The organism is Streptomyces sp. NPDC030296 (assembly GCF_055572815.1).
The window spans coordinates 351791-371737 of sequence record NZ_JBVICQ010000008.1 but is presented as its reverse complement, the minus strand read 5'-3'; the positions used below and the strand labels follow the sequence as shown (position 1 = coordinate 371737).

Genomic DNA, 19947 nt, shown 5'->3' with positions numbered 1-19947 from the left:
AGGTCTCTCGTCACATTCCTCGTCGGGGAGGGGTCGTCGGACCCGTTCCCTGGCCGCCGGCCGCCACCTGCCGCAGATACGGGTTGGTGGCGCGCTCCTGGCCGATGGTCGTCTGGGGGCCGTGGCCGGACAGCACCACGGTCGAGTCGTCGAGCGGCAGGCACACGCGGGCCAGCGAGTCGAGCATCTCGGCCATGTCACCGCCGGGCAGGTCGGTGCGTCCGATGGAGCCGGCGAAGAGCAGATCCCCGGAGAAGAACACGGAGGGGACCTCCGTGGTCTCGGGCATCCGGAAGGTCACCGACCCCTTGGTATGGCCGGGCGCGTGCGCGACGGACAGCTCCAGACCGGCCAGCTCCAGCTTCGAGCCGTCGGTCAGCTCCTTGACGTCGCCGGGCTCGCCGATGGTCAGCTCGCCCATGAGCGGCATGCCGATGGAGCGGCCGAGCGCCTTCTCGGGGTCGCTCATCATGTACCGGTCCTCGGGGTGGATCCACGCCGGTACGTCGTGCGCGCCGCACACCGGGACGACCGAGGCCACATGGTCGAGGTGGCCGTGGGTGAGGACGACGGCGACGGGCTTGAGCCGATGCTTCTTCAGCGTCTCCTCGACTCCCTGGGTGGCCTGGTGGCCCGGGTCGATGATCACGCACTCCTCACCGGCGGCGGGGGCGACCAGATAACAGTTGGTCCCCCAGGCCCCGGCGGGGAACCCGGCAATGAGCACGATCGTCCTTCTTGTGTCGTACGAGGGGTGGGTTGCTGTGGATCAGAGCCTACCGGCGCTGCCGTTTCCTCAGCGAACCCATATACGGTACGGGTCACACACAATCAGTCGGCTCACGAGACGCGCGACGCACCCGTCGACGTACGAGACGCATAGGGAGAGAACCCGGTGGTCAGCCAGGAGCAGCGGCGGCGTCAGCTCGCCCGGGAGAAGTTCTTGCGGCAGCAGCAGCGGCGTACCCAGGCCCGGCGCAAGGCACATGTCCGCAACGCCGTGATCGCCTCGGTTCTCGGCGTGATCCTGGTCGGCAGCCTCGCGCTGTACACGACCGGGGTCCTGAAGGACGACGGCAAGAAGGAGAACGCGAGCTCGGAGGTGTCGCCGAGCCCCAAGCCCAGCAAGGCGCCGGACCCGTGCGAGAAGCCGGCCGCGGGCAAGGTGAAGGAACTCACCTTCAAGAAGGAACCCGCGATCACCATCGACAAGACCGCGAAGTACACGATGGACCTGCAGACGACCTGCGGTGCCATCGGCATAACGATGGACGCGGCGAAGGCCCCGCACACCGTCAACTCGTTCGACTTCCTGGTGAACAAGGGCTACCTGGACCACACCAAGTGCCACCGTCTCACCACGCAGGGCATCTACGTGCTCCAGTGCGGTGACCCGAAGGGCACCGGCATGGGCGGCCCCGGCTACACCATCCCGGACGAGAATCTGAAGGACTCGCGTCTGAAGGGCAATACGTACCCGGCGGGCACGGTCGCCATGGCGAACCAGTTCAACGCTCAGACCGGTCAGGGCAAGAACAGCGGCGGCAGCCAGTTCTTCCTGGTGTTCCAGGACAGCCCGCTGCCGGCCAACTACACCCCGTTCGGCACGGTCAGCAAGGACGGCATGAAGGTCCTGAAGAAGATCGCCGACGCGGGAGAGAACACGGGCATGGGTGATGGGACGCCCAACGCGACCGTGGTGATCAACAAGGCGACTGTCAAGAAGTCCTGACCGCGAACAGCGAAATTTCGGTCGCGCGGGATGCGGACAGGCAACCCGCCGGTCGCCTATGTTGGCCGTGACGAAACTGTGGACGATGCCCGGGGGAGCCAAGGCCCCCCGCAGGCATCATGTGGAGGAGGCGCTGTGAGCAGCGACCCGTGGGGCCGCGTCGACGAGACGGGGACCGTGTACGTGCGTACGGCCGACGGCGAGCAGGTCGTCGGTTCCTGGCAGGCCGGCTCCCCCGATGAGGCGCTGGCCTACTTCGAGCGCAAGTACGAGGGCCTGGTCGTCGAAATCGGCCTCCTCGAGAAGCGGGTGAAGACCACCGACCTGTCGGCGAAGGACGCCCAGGCCGCGATCGACCACATTCGCGAGCAGGTGGACGCGCATCACGCGGTCGGTGACCTGGACGCGCTCAAGGTGCGGCTGGACAAGCTCGTCGAGACCGTCGAGGCGCGCCGTGAGGAGCGCAAGCAGCAGCGGGCGAAGCAGTCCGACGAGGCGCGACACGCCAAGGAGGCGCTGGTCACCGAGGCGGAGGAGCTGGCGCAGTCGGACCAGTGGCGGGCGGCCGGTGAGCGGCTGCGCGCCCTGGTGGACACCTGGAAGGGCCTGCCGCGGCTCGACCGGAAGTCCGACGACGAGCTCTGGCACCGCTTCTCGCACGCCCGGTCGGCGTTCTCCAAGCGCCGCAAGGCCCACTTCGCGCAGCTCGACGCGCAGCGCGAGGAGGCCCGCAAGACGAAGGAGAAGCTGGTCGCCGAGGCCGAGGCCCTGTCGAACTCGACGGACTGGGGCCCCACGGCCGCGCGCTACCGCGAGCTGATGGCCGACTGGAAGGCGGCGGGCCGCGCCCAGCGCGAGCACGAGGACGACCTGTGGAACCGCTTCCGCGGCGCCCAGGACGTGTTCTTCGCCGCCCGCAGCTCGGTGTTCGCCGAGCGTGACGCCGAGCAGTCGGAGAACCTCAAGCTCAAGGAGGAGCTGGCCGGCGAGGCGGAGAAGATCCTTCCGGTGACGGACCTCAAGGCTGCCCGTGCGGCCTTCCGCTCGGTCAACGAGCGGTGGGAGGCCATCGGCCATGTGCCGCGCGACGCCCGCCCGAAGGTGGAGGGCCGGATGCACGCGGTCGAGCGGGCCATCCAGGAGGCCGAGGAAGCGGAGTGGCGCCGGACGAACCCGGAGGCACGCGCCCGCGCGGCCGGTCTCACGGGCCAGCTCCAGGCCGCCGTGGACAAGCTGAAGGGCCAGATCGAGCAGGCCCGCGCCCAGGGCAACAACGCCAAGGCCGACAAGCTCCAGCGTGAGCTGGACGGCCGCCAGGCGCTGCTGGACCAGGCGCTGAAGGGTCTGCAGGAGTTCGGCGGCTGACGCCGCGTGCTCAACGACGAGTGAGGGGCTCCCGTACGGTGCGTACGGGAGCCCCTCACTCGTTTCCGGTCCTCCCGGGTCAGCCGGGCCTGCGCGCCGATGTCACCCGGTACACGTCGTAGACGCCCTCCACTCCCCTGACGGCCTTCAGGACGTGGCCCAGGTGCTTCGGGTCGCCCATCTCGAAGGTGAAGCGGGAGGTGGCGACGCGGTCGCGGGAGGTCTGGACGGCCGCCGACAGGATGTTGACGTGCTGGTCGGACAGGACGCGGGTGACGTCCGACAGCAGCCGGGAGCGGTCCAGGGCCTCGACCTGTATGGCGACGAGGAAGACCGAGGACTGGGTGGGCGCCCACTCGACCTCGAGGATGCGCTCGGGTTCACGGGACAGTGACTCGACGTTGACGCAGTCGTTGCGGTGGACCGAGACGCCGCTGCCCCGGGTGACGAAGCCGATGATGGGGTCGCCGGGGACGGGGGTGCAGCAGCGGGCCAGTTTGACCCAGACGTCGTCGACGCCCTTGACGACGACACCGGGGTCGTTGCTGCCGCGCCGCTTGCGGCGGCTGCGGGTGGGCGGTACCGACTCGTCGATCTCCTCGGTGGCCGCCTCCTCGCCGCCGAGGGCCTGGACGAGCTTCTGCACGACGCTCTGCGCGGAGACATGGCCCTCGCCTATGGCGGCGTACAGCGCGGAGATGTCCGGGTAGCGCATCTCGTGCGCGAGGGTGACCAGGGAGTCGCCGGTGAGGATGCGCTGGATCGGCAGGTTCTGCTTGCGCATGGCGCGGACGATGGCGTCCTTGCCCTGCTCGATGGCCTCGTCGCGGCGCTCCTTGGAGAACCAGGCGCGGATCTTGTTGCGGGCACGGGGCGACTTCACGAAGCCGAGCCAGTCGCGGGAGGGGCCCGCGCCGGCCGCCTTGGAGGTGAAGACCTCCACCAGGTCGCCGTTGTCGAGGGTGGATTCGAGGGGCACCAGGCGGCCGTTGACGCGGGCGCCTATGGTGCGGTGGCCGACCTCGGTGTGCACCGCGTACGCGAAGTCGACGGGCGTGGCACTGGCCGGCAGCGCTATGACGTCGCCCTTGGGGGTGAAGACGAAGACCTCGTTGCGGGACAGGTCGAAGCGCAGGGACTCCAGGAACTCGCCGGGGTCCTCGGTCTCCTTCTGCCAGTCCAGCAGCTGGCGCAGCCACGCCATGTCGTTGAGGTGGTCGTCCTTGCCGGAGGTCCGGGGGGCGTCCGTGCGCACCTTGGAGGCGCCGGCGACGGCCTCCTGCTTGTACTTCCAGTGCGCGGCGATGCCGTACTCCGCGCGGCGGTGCATGTCGAACGTGCGGATCTGGAGTTCGACGGGCTTGCCGTTGGGCCCGATGACCGTCGTGTGCAGCGACTGGTACATGTTGAACTTGGGCATCGCGATGTAGTCCTTGAACCGCCCCGGAACCGGGTTCCAGCGGGCGTGGACGGTGCCCAGGGCCGCGTAGCAGTCGCGGACGGTGTCCACCAGGACGCGGATGCCGACCAGGTCGTAGATCTCCGCGAAGTCGCGGCCGCGGACGATCATCTTCTGGTAGACGCTGTAGTAGTGCTTCGGGCGGCCGGTGACGGTCGCCTTGATACGGGCCGCGCGCAGGTCCTGCTGCACCTCGTCGGTCACTATGGCGAGGTACTCGTCGCGCTTGGGGGCCCGCTCGGCGACGAGGCGGACGATCTCGTCGTACATCTTGGGGTAGAGGATCGCGAAGGCGAGGTCCTCCAGTTCCCACTTGATGGTGTTCATGCCCAGGCGGTGGGCGAGCGGCGCGTAGATCTCCAGGGTCTCGCGCGCCTTCTTCTCCTGCTTCTCGCGCTTGAGGTAGCGCATGGTGCGCATGTTGTGCAGGCGGTCGGCGAGCTTGATGACCAGGACGCGGGGGTCCTTGGCCATGGCGACGACCATCTTGCGCACGGTCTCGGCCTGGGCGGCCTCGCCGAACTTGACCTTGTCCAGCTTGGTGACGCCGTCGACGAGGAGGGCGACGGAGTCGCCGAAGTCGCGGCGGAGCTGGTCGAGGCCGTACTCGGTGTCCTCGACCGTGTCGTGCAGCAGGCCCGCCATCAAGGTGGCCGGGTCCATGCCCAGCTCGGCGAGGATCGTGGTCACCGCGAGGGGGTGGGTGATGTACGGGTCGCCGCTCTTGCGCTTCTGGCCCCGGTGCCAGCGCTCGGCGACCTGGTAGGCCTTCTCGATCTGGCGGAGCGTCGACGTCTCGATCTTGGGGTCGTTGCTGCGCACGATCCGCAGCAGCGGCTCCAGGACCGGGTTGTACGGGTTGGAGCGCTGCACGCCGAGCCGGGCGAGACGGGCGCGGACGCGGTTGGAGGAGCCGGAGCGGGCGGGCTGGCCGGGGGCGGCGGAGCGGGCCGGGGGCGCCGGGGTGGGGACGGGGCGCTCGGGCGCCGGGTCGGCCCCGGTCCGGCCGGCGTCGGCGGCGGGCTTGGGGCGCGACGGCTCGGCGGCCTTGTCGGCGGGCGCGGACTGGGCGTGTTCGACGGAGCCCTGCGCGGGGTTCTTCGCCTGCGTCGCGTTCTGCGCGGGCTTGGCCGCGGGGCCCGAGGCGGACTCGGGCTTGGCGGCGGTCAGGTGCTGGGCCTCGTCTGCCAAGAGGGCTCCTCGTGCGCGATCCGGGTCCCCCGGTCAGGCTCCGGACCACCCATGGTAGCGATCCTGCGCGCCAGGATCGCCTTCAGGCCACTGTGAGGGCCGTCTACCCGTGAAACGCGAGAGGCGGGCGCCGGATTCCTCCGGGCCCGCCTCGGGGTGCGTGTAGTGGTCAGTTACCGCACGTCAGGCATCAGCGCCACTTGAGCAGCGAGGCACCCTTGATCTGGATCTCACGGTCCGCCGCGACATTGCCCCAGGGGACGTTCTTGATGAAGCCGGACTTGCCGCAGCCGGCGTTGTACCACTTGGTCTTGAAGCCCTTCGGGCCGCCCTTGACGAAGCCCTTCACCTTGATGCAGGGCTTGCCGCGCTCGGCGGCCCAGCGGTAGGTGACCTTCAGACCCGGTCGGCCGAGGATGGCGCACCCGTACTTGGACTTGCTCCACTTGCCCGGGATGCCGACGGCGTTCTTCCAGCTGGTGCAGGGGTTCGCCTTGAGGGCGACGGTCGTGACCGCGGTGTCGGCGGCCTTGGGCGCAGCGCTGGCCGGGGCGGCCGCGGCGGACATGGCGGCGACGGACGCCACGGCGATGGCGCCGGACGCGAACTTACGCGTGATGGTCATACTTTTCCTCCCGTTTTCTCCCCCTACGGGGAGTTCAAGATCGATCTTGGCAGGAGCGATCATGCAAATCCAACCGCATTGAGCAAGATCTGAGCTTTCAACGGGGGTTTCTTACGTTCCGCAATTACGTATGGCGAACATGTGCACTACGGGCAAAGAACGTGTACGCAGCGAGTGGCGAACGTCCACAAACGGGACGGGCGCCCCGGGGACGAATCCCGGGGCGCCCGTTCCATGCGGTCGCGCGAACCGTCTCAGACGGTGATCAGCGCCTCCAGCGGCGCTCCGCCGAGCGCCGGCTCAAGGCGCTGCCGTCCGGCCAGGAACGCCAGCTCCATCAGCACCGCGACGCCCGCCACATCGGCTCCCGCGCGGCGGATCAGCTGAAGGGAGGCCTCGGCGGTGCCGCCGGTGGCGAGGACGTCGTCGATGACCATGACGCGGTCGCCCGTGACGAGGTCCTCGGCGTGCACCTCGATCTCGGCGGAGCCGTACTCCAGGTCGTACGCCTGGCTGAGCGTCGCCCCGGGGAGCTTGCCCGCCTTGCGTACGGGGATGAAGCCGACGCCGGCCCGGACGGCGACCGGGGCGCCCAGGATGAAGCCGCGGGCCTCCAGGCCGACGATCTTCGTGGCGCCGTGCCGCACGGTGACCTCGGCCAGCGCGTCCGTCAGCGCGGTGAACGCCGCCGGGTCCGCCAGCAGCGGGGTGATGTCCTTGAACATCACGCCCGGCTCCGGATAGTCCGCCACATCACGGATGCGGCTGAGCAGCAGCTCCTTGACGTCGGTCATCGCCGCTTACCGCCCCGGCCCCGGCTGCGGGCACCGGACTGGGAGCGCGGCCCGACCACGGCGGGCGTCGCGTCCTCGTGCTGGTCCCCGTGCGGGCCGTCGGCGGCGGTCTCCACCGTCTGCTCGGCCTGGGCGCGCTTGGCGAGGACCCGCTTCTTCAGGGCCTTCATCTGCGGCTCGCGCTCCTTGAGGTCGGCGACGAGCGGCGTGGCGATGAAGATCGAGGAGTACGCACCGGCCGCGAGACCGACGAACAGCGACAGCGAGATGTCGTTGAGCATGCCCGCGCCGAGGACACCGCCACCGATGAAGAGCAGACCGGCGACCGGCAGCAGCGCGACCACCGTGGTGTTGATGGACCGCACCAGGGTGCTGTTGATCGAGCGGTTGGCGATGTCGCTGTAGGTCCAGCGGGTCTGCTTGGTGATGTCCTTCGTCTGCTCCTTGAGGCTGTCGAAGACGACGACCGTGTCGTAGAGCGAGTAACCGAGGATGGTCAGCAGACCGATCACCGTACCCGGCGTCACCTCGAAGCCGACGAGGGCGTAGATGCCGACGGTGATGGTGATGTCGTGGATCAGGGCGACGAACGCGGCGACGGCCATGCGCCACTCGAACGCGATCGCCAGGTAGATCACCACGAGGACCAGGAAGATGGCGAGGCCCTGCCAGGCCTTGTCGGCGATCTGGTCACCCCAGCTGGGGCCGACCAGCTCGGCGCTGATCTTGTCCGCGTCGAGCTTGAGGTCCTCGGCGATGTCCTGCTTGATCCGGTCGGCCTGACCGGTGTCCACACCGGAGACCTGGATCCGCAGCGCGCCGGTGCCGAGTCCCTGCACGATCGCGTCGTGGCCGGACGCCTTCTCCGCCGCCTCCTCGGCCTGGGTGGCGGAGACGCTGGTCTTCGGGGTGGTGAAGACGGCACCGCCCTGGAACTCGATGCCCATGTTCATACCGCGCACCGCCAGGCCGAGGATGGCCGTGATGGTGATCAGGATGGAGACCGCGTACCAGATCTTGCGGTTGCCGACGAAGTCGTAGCCGACCTCGCCGCGGTGGAGTCGTGCTCCGAGGTCACCGAGCTTGGACATCTCAGGCCTCCTTCGGGTCGGCGGGGGCGGGACGGCGCGTGCGGCGCAGCGGGGGCTGCACACCCAGGCTCTTCGGGTCGAGGCCGGACCAGCGGTGGCCGCCTGCGAAGAACTTCCTGCGGGCCATCAGCGTCAGCAGCGGCTTGGTGAAGAAGAACACCACGACGACGTCGAGCAGGGTGGTCAGACCGAGCGTGAACGCGAAGCCCTGGACCTTGCCGACGGTGACCACGAAGAGCACCGCGGCGGCGAGGAACGACACGAAGTCGGAGACCAGGATGGTGCGTCGGGCACGCGGCCAGGCGCGCTCGACGGCCGGACGGAGCGTACGGCCCTCGCGGATCTCGTCCCGGACGCGTTCGAAGTACACGATGAACGAGTCCGCCGTGATACCGATCGCGACGATCGCACCGCACACCGCCGGCAGGTTCAGCGCGAAGCCGATGGCCGGGCCGAGCAGCGACATGATCACGTAGGTGAGCGCGGCGGAGACCAGCAGCGAGGCGATCGCGATGAACGACAGGCCGCGGTAGTACACGAGCAGGTAGATCACGACCAGGGCGAGCCCGATGGCGCCGGCGATCAGACCCGCGTGCAGCTGCTCACCGCCGAGCGCGGCGTCCACCGTGGTGACGCTGGACTCCTTGAAGGTCAGCGGGAGCGCGCCGTAGGACAGCATGTTGGAGAGGTTCTGGGCCTCTTCCTGGGTGAAGCTGCCGGAGATCTCGGCCTTGCCGCCGGTGATCGGGCCGTTCACCTCGGGGTGCGAGACCACCTCGTCGTCCAGGACGATCGCGAACTGGTTCTGCGGGGAGGGCTGGCCGGCGAGCTTGGTGGTGACGTCGAGGAACTTCTTGCCGCCCTTGGAGTCGAAGTCCATGACGACCTTCCACCCGCCCGCGTTCTGGGTGTCGAGGATCGCCTGCGCCTTGGTGATCTCCGTGCCGTCGACGCCGACCGGGCCGAGCAGGAACTTGCTCCAGACCTTCGGGGCTTCCTCACCGCAGGCGATGATGGGCTGGTCGTTCTTGCCCTTGCCGGCCGCGGCCCGCTGCTTCGGGTCGCTGCAGTCGAGCTTCGCGTACGCCGCTTCCAGGTCCTGGGTGGCCTTGTCGGCACTCGGGGTGGGGGTCGGCGAAGCCTTGTCGGAGGGCTTCGGGGAGCCGGAGCCGCTCGGGGTCGGCGTCGGGTCGGCCTTCAGCGCGTCGGTGACGGCGCGGCCCTGCGAGGTCGCGGAGCCCGTGGGGCTCGGGGACTCGGGAGACGTCGCCTTGTCGGTGCCCTTGTCCGCGTTCTTGTCGCCGGACTTCGAGGGGCTCGGCGAGGCGCTGCCGCTGGCGTCACCGCTCGGCGGGGTGGTCGGGACGGGCGGGACTCCGCTGCCCTCGACCTTCACGACGGGGCGGAAGTAGAGCTTCGCGGTCGTGCCGACCTGGTCCCGGGCTTCCTCGGAGTCCGTGCCCTTGGGGATGTTGACAATGATGTTCTCATTGCCCTGGGTCTGCACTTCCGCCTCGGAGACGCCCAGACCGTTGACACGGCGGTTCATGATCTCGACCGCGGTGTCCATGTTGGTCTTGTTGATCGCGTTGGGCTGGCCGGGCTCGTTGATCGCCGTCAGCGTGATGCTCGTACCACCGGCGAGGTCGATGCCGAGACGCGGCTTGGTGTGTCCGGAGGCAAACATTCCCCCAGTGAGCGCCACGATGGCGATCAGGATGAGGGCCAGCGCGCGCCCAGGCTTGCTCTGGGTGCTGGCGCTCCGGCCCTTCTTCGGTGCTGCCACCTTCTCGTACTCCCTCTCGGGCCGCCCTGCGCGGGGTCAGCGCGGGGGCGGCCATGACTGGTGTCGGGAATCCGGGCGAGAACGGCACGTGCCCGGGGCACGGGCGGTTCTCGCCCGTGCTCCCGGGACGTGACTACTTCGCGTCGGACTCGCCGTCTGTCTTCTTCGGCTCTGCTTCGTCGGCCTTCGCCTCGACGGTCTCGTCGGTCGCGTCGTCGGACACGTCCTTCTTGCCGAGGTCGATGGGCTTGTCGTCGGAAGCGGCGGAAGCGTCGTCGGAGGGCTCGTCGGTCTCGGTGAGGGAGGAGGCGTCGTCCGGGACGACGTCGGACTTCAGGTCGTGCTCGATGCCGTGGACGATGCGGTTGTACTCCTCGTCGCTGAGGACGGCACCGATGGCGTTCTTCGCGAACAGCAGCTCGACGCCCGGCCCGGCGTCGAGGAGGACCGTGTCCTCGCTGACCTCCTTGACCGTCGCATACATGCCCCCGATCGTGCGGACGCCGGAACCGGGCTGCATCTGGTTCCGCATGTCGACGGCCTGCTGCTGCTTCTTCTTGGCCGATCGGGTCATCAGGATCATGGCCCCGATGAGCACGATGAACGGGAGGAGGGTCACGAGACTCACGGGTCGGAACTTCCTTCACACGACCGCGATGGCGAGCGGCCTGATGGTTGGGGGTATGTGTGCTGCCGACAAGGGCGGCATCGGCGGAGTCTAAGCGAGTCCACCGTGATGGAACAACGCACAGCATGTCACCGTGGTTCCTCGCCGGGCGAGTACCCCGCCGTCACGAGACGGTCACGCCCCGAACAGGTCCTGTTGTCCGTTTCCGCCGGTCGTACCGCGTGGCGGGGTGAGTCCGAGGTGGGTCCAGGCGGCGGGGGTGGCGACCCGCCCGCGGGGGGTCCGGGCGAGCAGTCCCTCGCGGACGAGGAAGGGTTCGGCGACCTCTTCGACGGTCTCGCGCTCCTCCCCCACGGCGACGGCGAGGGTGGACAGGCCGACCGGTCCGCCGCCGAAGAGCTTGAGCAGCGCCTCCAGGACACCGCGGTCGAGACGGTCGAGGCCGCGGGCGTCCACCTCGTAGACGGCGAGGGCCGCGGCGGCGATGTCGCGCGTGATGATCCCGTCGGCCTTGACCTGCGCGTAGTCGCGGACGCGGCGCAGCAGGCGGTTGGCGATGCGGGGCGTGCCGCGGGAGCGGCCGGCGATCTCGGCGGCGCCCTCCGGGTTGATCTCCACGTCGAGGAGGTTCGCCGAGCGGTGGATGACCCGTTCCAGCTCGGCGGGTTCGTAGAACTCCATGTGCGCGGTGAAGCCGAAGCGGTCGCGCAGCGGCGGCGGCAGCAGTCCCGCGCGGGTGGTGGCGCCGACCAGGGTGAACGGGGGGAGTTCCAGCGGGATGGCGGTGGCTCCGGGGCCCTTGCCGACGATGACGTCGACCCGGAAGTCCTCCATCGCCATGTACAGCATCTCCTCGGCGGGCCGGGACATGCGGTGGATCTCGTCGAGGAAGAGGACCTCGCCCTCCTGGAGGGAGGAGAGGATCGCGGCCAGGTCGCCCGCGTGCTGGATGGCGGGGCCCGAGGTGATGCGGATGGGGGCGCCCATCTCGGCCGCGATGATCATGGAGAGGGTGGTCTTGCCGAGCCCCGGGGCGCCGGAGAGCAGGACGTGGTCGGCCGTCGCCCCGCGCGCGCGGGCGGCCCGCAGGACGAGGTCGAGTTGTTCGCGGACCTTCTCCTGGCCGATGAACTCGTCCAGGTCCTTGGGGCGCAGGGCCGCCTCGACGGCCTGGTCCTCACGGTCGGCGACAGAACCCACCAGCCGCTCGGGGGCTGTCGCGTCGGTCGTGTCGTCCCAGTTCATCTGCTGTGCCTCGCGGGTCGCGGTCGGGTGGAGGGGCGGTGGTGAAGGAGCCGTGGGGGCCGGGCCCGTGTGCGGCGCGCGGCCTCAACGGGTCGGTCAGCGGGCTCTGTTCAGGGTCTGGAGGGCGGCCTTCAGCAACTGGCCCACCTGGGGCGTGCCTTCGGCGGCCTCGGCCTGGGGGGCCACGGCCGACACGGCCTCGTCGGCCTCACGGGTCGCGTAGCCGAGGCCGATCAGGGCCGCGTGCAGCTGGTCGCGCCAGCCCTGGGTGACCGGGGCGCCGATCGCGGGGGTGCCGATGGGTTCGCCGAGGCGGTCCTTCAGTTCCAACAGCAGCTTCTGGGCGCCCTTCTTGCCGATGCCGGGGACGGCGATCAGCGCCTTCTCGTCGCCGGTCGACACGGCTCGGCGCAGGGCGTCGGGGGTGTGCACGGCCAGCATCGCCTGGGCGAGGCGGGGGCCGACGCCGCTCGCGGTCTGGAGCAGTTCGAAGACCTGGCGCTCGTCGTCGTCGACGAAGCCGTAGAGCGTGAGGGAGTCCTCGCGGACGACGAGGGAGGTGGCGAGCTTGGCCGGCTGGCCGAGGCGCAGGGTGGAGAGGGTGTTGGGCGTGCACTGGACGGCCATGCCGACGCCGCCGACCTCGACCACCGCGGTGTCGGGAGCGAGGGCGGCGATCGTGCCGCTGACGAAGGCGATCATGCCGTACGGCCTTTCCGTGCGTGCGGTGCTCGGGCTGCGTGCGGAGCTTGGGTTGCGTGCAGGGCGACGGCCTGCTGGAGGCGGTTCTGGGCGGGGGCCCGCCAGATGTGGCAGATGGCGAGGGCGAGGGCGTCGGCGGCGTCCGCCGGCTTCGGGGGCGCGTCGAGCCGCAGCAGACGGGTGACCATGGCGCCGACCTGGGCCTTGTCGGCGCGGCCGCTGCCGGTGACGGCGGCCTTGACCTCGCTGGGAGTGTGCAGGGCGACCGGGATGCCGCGGCGGGCCGCGCACAGCATGGCGACGGCGCTGGCCTGGGCGGTACCCATGACCGTCCGGACGTTGTGCTGGCTGAACACCCGCTCCACGGCGACGAATTCGGGGCGGTGCTCGTCGAGCCACTGCTCGATGCCCTGCTCCACTGCGACGAGGCGGTGACCGAGGTCGGCGTCCGTCGGCGTGCGGACGACACCGACGCCGAGCATCGTCAGCGGCCGTCCGGCGACGCCCTCCACCACGCCGACTCCGCAACGGGTCAGCCCCGGGTCCACCCCCAGTACGCGCACGCGCCCCTCCCATCGATCACCTGTTTGTGCAGGCTATCGGGTGCCACTGACAACGGCCGACAACGCGACGGGCCGACGGGGTGTGTCCCGTCGGCCCGTGGGAGTCCGCTCGCACCTGCAGTCCGTCCGGCTCGCGGCGGTTACGCGTCGACCTTGGCCATCACGTCGTCGCTGACGTCGAAGTTGGCGAAGACGTTCTGGACGTCGTCGCTGTCCTCGAGGGCGTCGATCAGCTTGAAGATCTTCTTGGCGCCCTCCTCGTCCAGCTCGACCTGCATGGTCGGGACGAAGTTGGCCTCGGCGGAGTCGTAGTCGATCCCGGCGTCCTGGAGGGCGGTGCGGACGGCGACCAGGTCGGTGGCCTCGCTGAGCACCTCGAAGGACTCACCCAGGTCGTTGACCTCCTCGGCGCCCGCGTCGAGGACGACCTCCAGGACGTCGTCCTCGGACAGCTCGCCCTTGGGGACGATCACGACGCCCTTGCGGTTGAAGAGGTACGACACGGAACCCGGGTCGGCCATCGAGCCGCCGTTGCGGGTCATGGCGACGCGGACGTCGGAGGCGGCGCGGTTGCGGTTGTCGGTGAGGCACTCGATGAGCACCGCGACGCCGTTCGGACCGTAGCCCTCGTACATGATCGTCTCGTAGTCGGCGCCGCCGGCCTCGAGACCGCCGCCGCGCTTGATCGCGGAGTCGATGTTCTTGTTGGGAACCGACTGCTTCTTCGCCTTCTGCACGGCGTCGTAGAGCGTCGGGTTGCCCTCGAGGTCCACGCCGCCCATCCGGGCCGCGACTTCGATGTTCTTGATCAGCTTCGCGAAGAGCTTGCCGCGCTTGGCGTCGATCACGGCCTTCTTGTGCTTCGTCGTAGCCCATTTAGAGTGGCCGGACATCTGCCTGTCTCCTTCGCGTTACCCAACTCCGTACGAACCCCAGAGATCCTACAAGGATCCCGCCGCCCGGTTCGCGCGCACCATGTCGACAAAGAGGGCGTGCAGGCGGTGGTCGCCGGTCAGCTCGGGGTGGAACGACGTGGCCAGCGCGTTGCCCTGGCGTACGGCGACGATGTGACCGTCGTGCTCGGCCAGCACTTCCGTCTGCGCGCCCACGGACTCCACCCAGGGGGCGCGGATGAAGACGCCCTCCACGGGGTCGCCCTCGACGCCCGTCACGTCGACCGCCGCCTCGAAGGACTCGTTCTGACGCCCGAAGGCGTTGCGGCGCACGATCATGTCGATGCCGCCGATGGTCTCCTGGCCCGAGCGCGGGTCGAGGATCTTGTCGGCGAGCATGATCAGGCCGGCGCAGGTGCCGTACACGGGCAGTCCGGAGCGGACACGCGCGCGCAGGGGCTCCATGAGGCCGAAGAGGACGGCCAGTTTGGAGATGGTGGTGGACTCGCCGCCGGGGATGACGAGGCCGTCCACCTCGGCGAGTTCCTCGGGGCGCCGCACCGGCCTGGCCACGGCGTCCGCCGCGGCCAGGGCGATGAGGTGCTCCCGTACGTCACCCTGGAGGGCCAGGACGCCTATGACGGGGGTGTTGCTCATGGGTGCTTACCAGCCCCGGTTCGCGTAGCGCTCGGCCTCGGGGAGGGTGTCGCAGTTGATGCCGACCATGGCCTCGCCCAGGTTGCGGGAGGCGTCCGCGATGATCTTCGGGTCGTCGTAGAAGGTGGTGGCCTTCACGATGGCGGCGGCGCGCTTGGCCGGGTCGCCCGACTTGAAGATGCCGGAGCCGACGAAGACGCCCTCGGCGCCGAGCTGGCGCATCAGCGCGGCGTCGGCGGGGGTGGCGACACCACCGGCGGAGAAGAGGACGACCGGGAGCTTGCCCAGCTCGGCGACCTCCTTGACCAGCTCGTACGGGGCGCGCAGCTCCTTGGCGGCGGCGTACAGCTCGTTGTTGTCGAAGCCGCGCAGCTTGGCGATCTCGTTCTTGATCTGGCGCAGGTGGCGGACGGCCTCGACGACGTTGCCGGTGCCGGCCTCGCCCTTGGAGCGGATCATGGCCGCGCCCTCGGCGATGCGGCGCAGGGCCTCGCCGAGGTTGGTGGCGCCGCAGACGAAGGGGGTGGTGAAGGCCCACTTGTCGGAGTGGTTGACCTCGTCGGCCGGGGTGAGGACCTCGGACTCGTCGATGTAGTCGACGCCGAGGGACTGCAGGACCTGGGCCTCGACGAAGTGGCCGATGCGGGACTTGGCCATGACCGGGATGGAGACGGCCTCGATGATGCCCTCGATCATGTCCGGGTCGGACATACGGGCGACGCCGCCGTCCTTGCGGATGTCGGCCGGGACCCGCTCCAGGGCCATGACCGCGACCGCGCCCGCGTCCTCGGCGATCTTCGCCTGCTCCGGGGTGACGACGTCCATGATCACACCGCCCTTGAGCTGCTCGGCCATGCCGCGCTTCACGCGGGCGGTGCCGGTCTCGGGGGTCTGGGCGGCGGTGTTGGGCAAGCTGGACACGGGTTCGACCTCGCTCGGTGGAAGAGGGTTTCTGCAATCACCGAGGAAACGGGAGGGGCACAGGCCACTGCAAGGGCCAATGGATAGGCAGTGGATCGTTTTCCGCCGCGGGGCCCGCCCGGGCGGGGCGGGCGGAGCCGCCGGGACGGCGTGCGCCAAGCCGCCGGGACGAGGTGGGCGAAGCCGCCGGGACGAGGTGGGCGAAGCCGCCGGGACGGGGTGGGCGGAGCCGGTCGGACGGCGTCCGCGCCGCCCGGGCCGGGGGGCGGAGCGGCTCCGTCCGCGCGCGCGAAGCCGCACGGGCCGGGGGGCGGAGCCGCACGGACCGCGCGCGAAGCCGCACGGATGATGTGCGCGGAGCCGCCCTGCGCGGCCGGGATGCGTGGCGGGGGCTGGTCTTGCGGTTCGTCGGGCGGTTCCCCGCGCCTCTGGCCAGCAGCGTCGCGGCCCTGGCTTGGCCTCGGCCCGGTCGCCGTACTCGCGTCGCCGCGTCGTCAGGTCGTCGGTCGGTCGGCCAGGGCGGCCGGGGGCTCGTCGTCCATTTCGAAGGCCAGCGGGAAGGGCGCGTGGCCGGCGAGACGGAACCAGCGGACCTTGCGGTGGCGGCGCAGGGCGCGGGCCGCGCGCACTGCGTCGTTGTGGAAGCGGCGGGCCATGGGCACCCGGCGGACGGCCTGGGCCAGCTCGTTCGCGGCGTCCTCTCCCCCGGGCGCCTCCCGCACCGCCTCCACCTGCTGCGCCTCGCCGAACACGGCGCGCAGCGCCTGGCTCAGCTCGCTCTCGGCGACCTCGCGCTGCTCCTCCTCGGCCTGCCGCGCGGCGTGCGCCGCCTCGTAGAGCACGATGGAGGCGGCCGGGTCCAGCACCCCGGAGGTGGCCAGCTCCTGGGCGACCGAGGCACGGCGCAGCAGCTGCGCGTCGAGCGCCGCACGGGCGGCGTCGATGCGCGCGTGCAGGCGATCGAGGCGCCCCGCCGTCCAGCTCAGGTAGAGGCCGATCGCGAAGAGGACGACCGCGATCCAGATGAGTGTCGAAGTCACGGGCGGCAAGGCTACCGGTGCCGGGCCCGACCGCCGGACCCACCCGAAGCCGGGCCTTCAGACCCCCCGGCCCGCACCGCCGCCGAGGCGGGTCTCCGCCCCTGTCGGCCCGAAGCCCCGGCCTTCAGCCCCCCGGCCCGCACCGCCGCCGACGCGGGCCTCCGCCCCGGCCCACCCGATGCCCGGCGTTCCGAGCGCCGGCACGTGACGCCGCCGGGCCCGCCCAAGCCGAGGGGGCCCTCTCCGGGCCGCGGCACCGCGGCTTCGCCCGCCGGGAGGGCACGGCTGCCGGGCCCGCGCCGCCGAGCGCCACCCCCACCGGGGCGGCAAGGCCGCGATCCCGCCCGGCCGGCGTGCCGGAGCCCGGACCCCGGACCCCCGTCTCAGTCCCTGGCCAGACCCAGCCGGGCCCGCAAACCGATCCGTTCGTCCGCCGCCACCGACGCCGCGCCCTCGGTGACCGTCTCGTAGACGCCGAGGATGTCCGCGCCGACCGTCGACCAGTCGAACCGGCGGACGTGGGCGCTGCCCCGTTCGCGGAGCTCGGCGCGGCGGGCGGGGTCGGCGAGGAGGCGTACGGCGGCGGTGGCGAGCGCGTCGGCGTCCTCGTTGGCGAACAGCTCGCCCGCGGCGCCCTGGTCGAGGACCTGGGCGAACGCGTCGAGGTCGGAGGCGAGCACCGGGGCCCCCGCCGACATGGCCTCGACGAGGATGATGCCGAAGCTCTCGCCGCCGGTGTTGGGGGCGACGTACACGTCGACGCTGCGCAGGAAGCGCGCCTTGTCCTCGTCGCTGACCATGCCGAGGAACTCCACGCGCGAACGCAGCTCCTCGGGCAGCGAGGCCACGGCCTCCTCCTCGTCCCCGCGCCCGGCGACCAGCAGCCGGGTCTGCGGGCGCTCGGCGAGGATCTTCGGCAGCGCCCTCATCAGAACGGGCAGGCCCTTGCGGGGCTCGTCGATACGGCCGACGAAGCCGAGCGTGTCGCTCTGCCAGTCGGGCTTGGGCTTGGCGCGGGCGAAGAAGTCGACGTCGACGCCGTTCGGGATGACGACCGCGTCGCCGCCGAGGTGCTCGACGAGGGTGCGGCGCGCGTACTCGCTCACCGCGATGCGCGCGCTGATCTTCTCCAGCGCGGGCTGGAGGATCGGGTACGCGGCGATCATCGCCCGCGACCGAGGGTTGGAGGTGTGGAACGTGGCGACGATCGGACCCTGGGCCGCCCAGCACGCGAGCAGGCCGAGCGACGGGGAGGCCGGCTCATGGATGTGGATCACGTCGAACGTGCCCTCGTGCAGCCAGCGCCGCACCCGGGCCGCGGACAGGAAGCCGAAGTTCAGGCGGGCCACCGAGCCGTTGTAGGGCACCGGGACCGCCCGGCCCGCGGAGACCACGTACGGCGGCAGGGGCGTGTCGTCGTCGGCGGGGGCCAGGACGGACACCTCGTGGCCGAGGCGGATGAGATGGTCGGCCAGGTCACGGATGTGGAACTGGACTCCCCCGGGTACGTCCCAGGAGTACGGACAGACGATGCCGATCCTCACGGGCGTCCCTTCTCGGGGTCCTCGGAGGACTCCTTGGAGGTCCTCTCAGGATCCTTCGCGGGATCGAGGTCCGCGAGCCACAAGCGCTGGAGCATGTGCCAGTCCTCCGGATGGTCGGCGATGCCCGTGGCGAAGGCATCGGCCAGCGCCTGTGTCATGACAGACGTCTTCTCGGCGCGGGTACCTGACTGGGGTACCTCGATCGGGGGGTGGACCCGTCCCCGCATGACGGGCGAGTCGTCGTACCAGAGCGTGGCCGGCAGGAGCAGGGCTCCGGTCTGCTGGGCGAGGAGGGCCGGTCCGGCGGGCATCCGGGTCGGCTCGCCGAAGAAGTCGACCTCGACTCCGGAGGCGGACAGGTCGCGGTCGGCGACCAGGCAGACCAGGCCGCCGTCGCGCAGCCGCCGGGACAGTGTGCCGAAGGCGGTGCCGCCGTTGTGCGGCAGGACCTCCATGCCGAGCCCCTCGCGGTAGGCGACGAAGCGGTCGTACAGGGATTCGGGCTTGAGGCGTTCGGCGACCGTCGTGAACGGGGTCTTCAGCTCGGTGGTGACCCAGGCGCCGGCGAGGTCCCAGTTGGCGAGGTGGGGCAGGGCGAGGATGACGCCCTGCCCGGCGGCGAGGCCGTCGGTCAGATGGTGGAGGTCCTCGGGGACGAAGCCGGCCCTTATCCGCTGCTCGCTCCACGCGGGGAGCCGGAAGGACTCCATCCAGTAGCGCAGGTACGACCGCATGCCCGCGCGGGACAGCTCCGCGAGCCGCTCGGGGCCCGCGCCCGGCACCACGCGCGCGTAGTTGGACTCCAGGCGGCGCACGAGCGGCCCGCGCCGCTTCCAGGTGGCGTCGGCGATCGTGGTGCCGAGGCGGGCGGCGACGGGTTCCGGCAGCTTCTTCACGGTGCCCCAGCCGAGGCCGTACAGCCCGTCGGTGAGGCGCTCCTGCAGACCGCTCACGAGGTCGCCTCGCTGTTGCGCGGGGAGTCCCCCGGAGCCGTGTCCGTCGAGGCGGAGGCGGCGGCCTCCGCCTCCGCCTCGGCGGACTCACGACGCACGGTGACCACGCGCTGGATCAGCGTGACGAGGCTGCCGACGGCGACGATCCACAGGGCGATCGGCAGGAGGACGTCGATGCCGGGCACGCCGAACTTGTGCAGCCCCGAGAGACCGGCGGCGACCAGTGAGATCACCAGGCGCTCGGCGCGCTCCACGAGGCCGTTGACCGCCACCGGCAGACCGATCGACTCGCCGCGCGCCTTGGTGTACGACACGACCTGGCCGCTGGCCAGGCAGAAGATCGACACCGCGCACAGGACGTTGTCGTTGCCGCCGCCCGCGTACCACAGGGCGAAGCCGCCGAAGATCGCGCCGTCGGCGACACGGTCGAGCGTGGAGTCGAGGAAGGCGCCCCAGCGGCTGGAACGGCCCATCTGGCGGGCCATGTTGCCGTCGACGAGGTCCGAGAACACGAACAGCGTGATGACGATCGTGCCCCAGAAGAACTCGCCCCGGGGGTAGAAGACCAGCGCGCCCGCGATCACTCCGGCGGTGCCGAGGAGCGTGACCGTGTCGGGGCTGACGCCCCTGCGGATCAGAAACGCGGCGAACGGTGTGAGGACACGCGTGAAGAATGCACGCGCGTACTTGTTCAGCATGGCCTTCCCGAGGGTCGGTGTCGCCGGGCGGCCCCTGCTGGCCGTCGGCTGGCCCATCGT

Annotated in this window: 19 protein-coding genes; 2 read left to right on the top strand and 17 right to left on the bottom strand. The window is 70.6% G+C overall.

The features are described 5' to 3' along the window. Window positions 1-10: 10 nt before the first annotated feature. Window positions 11-727, bottom strand: coding sequence for an MBL fold metallo-hydrolase (locus ACZ4Z3_RS24580; RefSeq protein WP_468503008.1), 717 nt, complete (start codon window positions 725-727; stop codon window positions 11-13). A 168-nt stretch (window positions 728-895) separates the two neighbouring features. Here ACZ4Z3_RS24580 and ACZ4Z3_RS24575 point away from each other — a divergent pair, with 168 nt between their 5' ends. Further along, a complete protein-coding gene (locus ACZ4Z3_RS24575; protein WP_468503007.1) occupies window positions 896-1732 on the top strand; it encodes a peptidylprolyl isomerase in 837 nt (278 codons plus the stop codon). Between the two features lie 135 nt (window positions 1733-1867). Beyond that, window positions 1868-3097, top strand: a complete 1230-nt coding sequence (locus tag ACZ4Z3_RS24570; protein ID WP_468503006.1) for a DUF349 domain-containing protein — start codon at window positions 1868-1870, stop codon at window positions 3095-3097. 79 nt (window positions 3098-3176) lie between these two features. On the opposite strand, the gene ACZ4Z3_RS24565 is transcribed toward ACZ4Z3_RS24570, so the two are convergent. From ACZ4Z3_RS24565 to pgsA, 16 genes are all read right to left on the bottom strand, one after another. Beyond that, the gene (locus ACZ4Z3_RS24565) at window positions 3177-5747 is read right to left on the bottom strand and encodes a RelA/SpoT family protein (protein WP_468503005.1); all 2571 of its coding nucleotides are present in this window, start codon (window positions 5745-5747) and stop codon (window positions 3177-3179) included. A 190-nt stretch (window positions 5748-5937) separates the two neighbouring features. Then, entirely contained in the window at window positions 5938-6372 is a 435-nt protein-coding gene (locus tag ACZ4Z3_RS24560) for a hypothetical protein (RefSeq protein ID WP_468503004.1), read from the bottom strand. A gap of 254 nt (window positions 6373-6626) precedes the next feature. Then, window positions 6627-7166, bottom strand: coding sequence for an adenine phosphoribosyltransferase (locus ACZ4Z3_RS24555; protein WP_468503003.1), 540 nt, complete (start codon window positions 7164-7166; stop codon window positions 6627-6629). Further along, window positions 7163-8257, bottom strand: coding sequence for a protein translocase subunit SecF (gene secF / locus ACZ4Z3_RS24550; RefSeq protein WP_468503002.1), 1095 nt, complete (start codon window positions 8255-8257; stop codon window positions 7163-7165). The genes ACZ4Z3_RS24555 and secF overlap by 4 nt, the downstream gene beginning before the upstream one ends. Window position 8258: 1 nt before the next feature. Next, the gene (secD, locus tag ACZ4Z3_RS24545; RefSeq protein ID WP_468503001.1) at window positions 8259-10043 is read right to left on the bottom strand and encodes a protein translocase subunit SecD; all 1785 of its coding nucleotides are present in this window, start codon (window positions 10041-10043) and stop codon (window positions 8259-8261) included. A 133-nt stretch (window positions 10044-10176) separates the two neighbouring features. Next, entirely contained in the window at window positions 10177-10671 is a 495-nt protein-coding gene (gene yajC / locus ACZ4Z3_RS24540; RefSeq protein WP_055714942.1) for a preprotein translocase subunit YajC, read from the bottom strand. A 174-nt stretch (window positions 10672-10845) separates the two neighbouring features. Beyond that, window positions 10846-11916 carry a Holliday junction branch migration DNA helicase RuvB gene (gene ruvB / locus ACZ4Z3_RS24535; protein ID WP_055714943.1) on the bottom strand — a complete coding sequence of 357 codons (1071 nt, stop codon included), beginning with the start codon at window positions 11914-11916 and terminating at the stop codon, window positions 10846-10848. 96 nt (window positions 11917-12012) lie between these two features. Next, window positions 12013-12618, bottom strand: coding sequence for a Holliday junction branch migration protein RuvA (ruvA, locus tag ACZ4Z3_RS24530; protein ID WP_468503000.1), 606 nt, complete (start codon window positions 12616-12618; stop codon window positions 12013-12015). Continuing rightward, window positions 12615-13181, bottom strand: a complete 567-nt coding sequence (gene ruvC / locus ACZ4Z3_RS24525) for a crossover junction endodeoxyribonuclease RuvC (protein WP_468502999.1) — start codon at window positions 13179-13181, stop codon at window positions 12615-12617. Before ruvC ends, ruvA begins: the two co-directional genes overlap by 4 nt. Window positions 13182-13321: 140 nt before the next feature. Beyond that, a complete protein-coding gene (locus ACZ4Z3_RS24520) occupies window positions 13322-14074 on the bottom strand; it encodes a YebC/PmpR family DNA-binding transcriptional regulator (protein ID WP_468502998.1) in 753 nt (250 codons plus the stop codon). Window positions 14075-14122: 48 nt separating this feature from the next. Next, window positions 14123-14731, bottom strand: coding sequence for a pyridoxal 5'-phosphate synthase glutaminase subunit PdxT (gene pdxT / locus ACZ4Z3_RS24515; protein WP_468502997.1), 609 nt, complete (start codon window positions 14729-14731; stop codon window positions 14123-14125). A 6-nt stretch (window positions 14732-14737) separates the two neighbouring features. Continuing rightward, a complete protein-coding gene (pdxS, locus tag ACZ4Z3_RS24510) occupies window positions 14738-15643 on the bottom strand; it encodes a pyridoxal 5'-phosphate synthase lyase subunit PdxS (protein ID WP_468503115.1) in 906 nt (301 codons plus the stop codon). Between the two features lie 503 nt (window positions 15644-16146). Then, entirely contained in the window at window positions 16147-16692 is a 546-nt protein-coding gene (locus ACZ4Z3_RS24505) for a LemA family protein (RefSeq protein ID WP_055521858.1), read from the bottom strand. Window positions 16693-17075: 383 nt separating this feature from the next. Further along, window positions 17076-18236, bottom strand: coding sequence for a glycosyltransferase family 4 protein (locus ACZ4Z3_RS24500; RefSeq protein ID WP_468502996.1), 1161 nt, complete (start codon window positions 18234-18236; stop codon window positions 17076-17078). Then, window positions 18233-19189 (bottom strand): phosphatidylinositol mannoside acyltransferase, encoded by a 957-nt coding sequence (locus ACZ4Z3_RS24495; RefSeq protein ID WP_468502995.1) that lies wholly within the window; start codon window positions 19187-19189, stop codon window positions 18233-18235. Before ACZ4Z3_RS24495 ends, ACZ4Z3_RS24500 begins: the two co-directional genes overlap by 4 nt. Beyond that, on the bottom strand, window positions 19186-19944 hold the full coding sequence (gene pgsA / locus ACZ4Z3_RS24490) for a phosphatidylinositol phosphate synthase (protein WP_468502994.1): 759 nt from the start codon (window positions 19942-19944) through the stop codon (window positions 19186-19188). Before pgsA ends, ACZ4Z3_RS24495 begins: the two co-directional genes overlap by 4 nt. Window positions 19945-19947 lie beyond the last annotated feature (3 nt).